The sequence below is a fragment of the Streptomyces botrytidirepellens genome (genome assembly GCF_003721215.1).
In the GTDB taxonomy this organism is placed as follows: Bacteria; Actinomycetota; Actinomycetes; order Streptomycetales; family Streptomycetaceae; genus Streptomyces; species Streptomyces himastatinicus.
In genome coordinates, this window is sequence record NZ_RIBZ01000155.1 from 1 (window position 1) to 3,063 (window position 3,063).

Annotated in this window: 2 protein-coding genes and 1 pseudogene; all 3 read left to right on the forward strand. The window is 73.9% G+C overall.

What is annotated here, in order from left to right:
- A pseudogene (locus EEJ42_RS12015) lies at positions 1-1,027 on the forward strand (PP2C family protein-serine/threonine phosphatase); the annotation flags it as partial.
- A gap of 117 nt (positions 1,028-1,144) precedes the next feature.
- On the forward strand, positions 1,145-2,653 hold the full coding sequence (locus tag EEJ42_RS12020; RefSeq protein WP_123099938.1) for an aminopeptidase P family protein: 1,509 nt from the start codon (positions 1,145-1,147) through the stop codon (positions 2,651-2,653).
- Positions 2,654-2,790: 137 nt separating this feature from the next.
- Positions 2,791-3,063 (forward strand): GntR family transcriptional regulator (locus tag EEJ42_RS12025; protein ID WP_148081923.1); only part of this gene is annotated, 273 nt, incomplete at its 3' end.

Below are 3,063 nucleotides of genomic sequence, written 5' to 3' on the forward strand. Positions count from 1 at the left end.
GTACGGCGCCGGGCGCGGGACAGGGCGCCGCGCAGGCCCACGCCCCGGCCGGTGCGCCCGGCATGGCGGGTGTGCCCGCGGGGCGCCTCGGCGCGGTCGCGTGGCTCTACGACGAACCGGCCGAGCCCGAGGAGCACCAGCGTCATCTGGTGGCCCTGTACTGCCGTTACGCCGCCGCCCACATCACCCGGCTGATCGAGCTGGCCCAGGCCCGCGCCACCGTGGCGACCGTTCGGGAGGAGCTGCTGCCCACCCGGCTGCCGCGGCTTCCCGGGGTGCGCCTGGCCGTCCGCCACCGCCCCGGCCCGCGGGGCGGCGGGGACTGGTACGACGCGCTGCCGCTGCCGGACGGCGCCCTCGGTCTCTCCGTCGGCTCGGTCACCGGTTCCGGGCCCGGCACCATCGTCGCGATGGGGCGGCTGCGGGCCTCGCTCCGCGCGTACGCCGTGATGGAGGGCGAGGATCCGGTCGCCGTGCTCTCCGATCTGGAGCTGCTGCTGCGGCTCACCGAGCCCGCCCGCTCCGCGACCGCCCTGTTCGCCTACTGCGAGCCCGGGGTGCGCCGGGTGCTGCTGGCCGGGGCGGGGCACTGCCCGCCGCTGATCACCGGGGAGCGGCGCACGGAGTTCGTGGAGACCACGCTGTCCGCGCCGCTGGGCATGCTCTCCTGCTGGGAGGCGCCGAGCGTGGAGATCGAGCCCGCCTGCGGAGAAACGCTTTTGTTCTACAGCGACGGGCTGCTCCACCGCACCGGTGAGCCGATGGACCGGGCCTTCGCGCGGCTGCACGNCACCGCACCGGTGAGCCGATGGACCGGGCCTTCGCGCGGCTGCACGCGGCCGCGGCGGGCGCCCCCAGGGCGGTGCGCGCCGATCCGGACGCCTTCGCGGACCATGTGCTGCTCGCGATGTTCCCCGGCGACGGCGAGACCGGCGAGACCCGTGACGCGGGCACCGGGCCCCACGCGGGGACGGGCGGGGAGGACGGCGGGGAGGACATCGTCCTGCTCGTCGCCCACTTCGACTGAGCGGCGGCCATCGAGCAGCCCGTCGTGCGCCCGGTCAGCGGCCGATCGGGCGGCTGATCGCGCGCCTGATCAGGGGTGCCCATAACGTCTCCCGGGGCCCGTACCCCCGGATCTACCATGGGAGAGGTCCAGTTCGAGGAGGATGACGTGACCGAGGAGCCCACTCCTGACGCCCTGGAGACCCCGGAGGCCGAGGAGCAGCCCATCAAGCAGCGGAAGAACGGCCTCTACCCGGGCTTGTCCGACGAGCTTGCCGAGAACATGAAGTCCGGCTGGGCGGACACCGAGCTGCACGACCTGAGCCCCATCGAACAGGCCCCGAACACCGCCCGTCGCCGCGCCGCGCTCTCCGCGCGCTTCCCCGGCGAGCGCCTGGTCATCCCCGCGGGCAACCTCCGCACCCGCTCCAACGACACGGAGTACAGCTTCCGTGCCGCGACCGAGTACGCGTACCTCACCGGCGACCAGACGGAGAACGGGGTCCTGGTACTGGAGCCGGACGCGGGCGGCGGCCACAAGGCGACGGTGTACCTCCTGCCGCGCTCCAACCGGGAGAACGGCGAGTTCTGGCTGGACGGCCAGGGCGAGCTGTGGGTCGGGCGGCGGCACAGCCTCGGCGAGGCCGAGCGGCGCTTGCGCCTGCCCGCCAAGGACGTGCGCGAGCTGGCCGACCGGCTCCGCGCCGCGACCGGCCCGGTGCGCGTCGTGCGCGGCCATGACGCGGGGATCGAGGCGGCGCTGACCGACAAGGTCACCGCCGAGCGCGACGAGGAGCTGCGGGTCTTCCTCAGCGAGCAGCGCCTGGTCAAGGACGACTTCGAGATCGCCCAGCTCCAGGCGGCCGTCGACTCGACCGTGCGGGGCTTCGAGGACGTCGTGAAGGTCCTCGACAAGGCGGAGGCGACCTCGGAGCGCTACATCGAGGGGACGTTCTTCCTGCGCGCCCGCGTCGAGGGGAACGACGTCGGCTACGGCTCGATCTGCGCCGCCGGTCCGCACGCCACCACCCTCCACTGGGTGCGCAACGACGGCCCGGTCCGCTCCGGCGACCTGCTCCTCCTCGACGCCGGGGTCGAGACCACCACCCTCTACACCGCGGACGTCACCCGCACCCTGCCGGTCAGCGGCAGCTACAGCCCGCTCCAGCGGAAGATCTACGACGCGGTGTACGAAGCGCAGGAGGCGGGCATCGCGGCGGTCAAGCCGGGCGCGAAGTACCGCGACTTCCACGACGCCGCCCAGCGCGTCCTGGCCACCAAGCTCGTCGAATGGGGTCTGGTCGAGGGCCCCGTCGAGCGCGTCCTGGAGCTGGGGCTCCAGCGCCGCTGGACGCTGCACGGCACCGGCCACATGCTCGGCCTGGACGTGCACGACTGTGCCGTGGCCCGCACCGAGACGTACGTGGAGGGCACGCTGGAGCCCGGCATGTGCCTCACCGTCGAGCCCGGCCTCTACTTCCAGCCGGACGACCTGACCGTGCCCGAGGAGTACCGGGGCATCGGTGTCCGGATCGAGGACGACATCCTGGTGACGGAGGACGGCAACCGCAATCTGTCGGCGGGGCTGCCGCGGACCGCCGATGACGTCGAGGCGTGGATGGCCCGGATCATCGCCCGGCGGAGCTGAGGCGGGGCGGGACGCTGACGCAGCAGGACCCTGGCGGGGGAGCGGCGGGTGCCGCTCCCCCGCCGTTGTCGTTGAACGCCCGTCGTTGATCGCTGCCGTTGATCGCCTGTCGTTGACCGCCGATAGGGTGCGTGTCCATGGCGGAATCATGGGTCAATTCGGCGGAGGCCCTGGGCAGTGATCTGCATCTGGAGCTGGCCGCGGCGGGCGGCCGCCGCACCGCCCTGATGCGCGCGCTGCGGGACGCCATCCGGGGCGGGCGGCTCGCTCCCGGCACCCGGCTGCCGCCCTATCGCTCGCTCGCCGCCGACATCGGCGTCGCCCGCAACACGGTCGCCGCCGCGTACGCGGAGCTGGTCGCCGAGGGCTGGCTCACCGCCCGCCAGGGCTCGGGCACGCGCGTGGCGCCC

What these genes read in the sequence shown, in the direction of transcription:
- EEJ42_RS12020 (WP_123099938.1), top strand. Translation starts at nt 1,145, where the DNA reads ATGGGAGAGGTCCAGTTCGAGGAGGATGACGTGACCGAGGAGCCCACT.